Below are 1,583 nucleotides of genomic sequence, written 5' to 3' on the forward strand. Positions count from 1 at the left end.
GTCCGAGGGCGCCTCGGCAGGGCAGGGGCTCCTCCAGGCGGTGGATGTCGTCCAGCTCCCAGTGCCACAGGCCGGGCTCCTGGTGGCCCCAGGGGGCGCAGCAGTCGGCGGCTCGGTGGGCGGTGGTGAGGGTGGCGGTGCCGAGGATTGCGCCCCGATGGTCGGGCCAGGCCGGGACGATGCCGGGAGGAAGAACGGCCCGGCGGTCGACCGCGACTGCCGCGTGCAGCGCGATGCGGGTGCCGATGTGCTGGCTCGCCGGGCGCCAACTCCGGTTCTCCCGGCGTTTCGGCCCGTGCAGGATCGCGCCGATCCAGGGCTGTCGAATCGTGAGTGCTCGCACTCGGGGGTCCTTTCGTCAGGCGTGGATACGGGCGCGGGGCGCGGGGTCGGAGATGAACCGCACATCGCCGGGGTGCTCGCCGGCCCACTGTTCGGCGCAGGTCTTGTGCGCGGGTTCCCCGGCGTGGGAGCGGAGCGGGGTGGGCCTGCCGCACAGGGCGCAGGGGCGGTCGTTTTGGTGGTCGTAGTGCCTCGGGTCCCTCCAGGTCAGCAGCGGGGCGTCGGGGCTCATGCGGCAACCGCCAGGTCCGGGGCCGCGCAGTCGGCGCACCGCCGGTCCGCGCGGGGCAGGCAGTACGGCTGGCGGATCCCGCACCCCTGGCAGGTCTGCCGGGCGGCCATCGCGCGATCGAGGGCCTCTTCCTGCGCGAGGCTGGGCACGCGCTTGGGCACGGCCAGGCGGGCGTCGTAGAGCCAGGCCGGGCGGGTGCAGGTGCGGAGCGGGCGGTAGGCGCAGCGGCGGCAGCGGAGGATCGCGACGGGGGCGTGACCTCCGGGCCTCAGTCCGGCGTCCCGCAGCTGGCGGCGGGTCATCAGGTGGTCGGGGGCGGTGCGGTAGTCGTAGGTCGGGAGTGTGGTCTCGGGGTGCTCCTGGTCGGTGGTCTGCTCGTCGCCTTCGTGATGGTCGGCAGTGACCGCGGCGAGGAGTCGTCCACGGGCGGCACCGAGGCCGGACAGAGCGCCGGTGGCGAGGGCACCGGCACCGAGCCCGGCACCTCCGCCGGGGCGGGCGACGCCGGCGGGGACGCCCCGGCGGTCGGCACCGACGCCGGCACCGACACCGAACCGAACGGGCCCACCGAGCGCGAGCCGCGCTACAAGGAGGGCGACGAGACCAAGACCATCGACAGCACCGAGTGCGTCAACGCCCGCGATTACTGGGACCAGGAGGGCGAGAACGAGGGCACCGTCACCATGCCCGACTTCTACGACAAGCACTTCGCGTCGGTGAAGGAGTGCATCCAGGCCGCCGGGTGGAGGTACACCGACGACGAGAAGGTGAACGAGGTCCTCAAGGGCGAGGGCATGGTCGTGAACCAGTCGCCCAAGCGGTACGAGCCCTTCAACCCGGAGACCGACGAGATCACCCTCCACATCTCCACCGGCTACGAGGGCTGAGCCGCCCGCCCGCGACCGTATGGGGGTCGCGGGCGGAGCACCGGGGCGCCCCGGGACGGCATCGGCGGGCCGGGTGCCGCGGGGCGTGAGGAGATATCGCGTGGCCCGGACGGGGGCCCGGG

At 73.9% G+C, this 1,583-nt stretch carries 4 protein-coding genes; 1 reads left to right on the top strand and 3 read right to left on the bottom strand.

The window, feature by feature from the left end; all coding sequences use genetic code 11:
• From FNQ90_RS22595 to FNQ90_RS22605, 3 genes are all read right to left on the bottom strand, one after another.
• Window positions 1–343: ASCH domain-containing protein (locus tag FNQ90_RS22595; protein WP_182608039.1), on the bottom strand; the 343-nt coding region annotated here is incomplete at its 3' end.
• 15 nt (window positions 344–358) lie between these two features.
• Entirely contained in the window at window positions 359–574 is a 216-nt protein-coding gene (locus FNQ90_RS22600; RefSeq protein ID WP_182608041.1) for a hypothetical protein, read from the bottom strand.
• Entirely contained in the window at window positions 571–876 is a 306-nt protein-coding gene (locus FNQ90_RS22605; RefSeq protein WP_228471513.1) for an RRQRL motif-containing zinc-binding protein, read from the bottom strand. Before FNQ90_RS22605 ends, FNQ90_RS22600 begins: the two co-directional genes overlap by 4 nt.
• A 51-nt stretch (window positions 877–927) precedes the next feature.
• Between FNQ90_RS22605 and FNQ90_RS28235 the strand changes: the two genes are divergently transcribed.
• On the top strand, window positions 928–1,461 hold the full coding sequence (locus tag FNQ90_RS28235; protein ID WP_323380126.1) for a PASTA domain-containing protein: 534 nt from the start codon (window positions 928–930) through the stop codon (window positions 1,459–1,461).
• Window positions 1,462–1,583: the final 122 nt, after the last annotated feature.

Origin of the sequence: Streptomyces alkaliphilus, from assembly GCF_014141535.1 — a bacterium.
GTDB lineage: Bacteria > Actinomycetota > Actinomycetes > Streptomycetales > Streptomycetaceae > Streptomyces > Streptomyces alkaliphilus.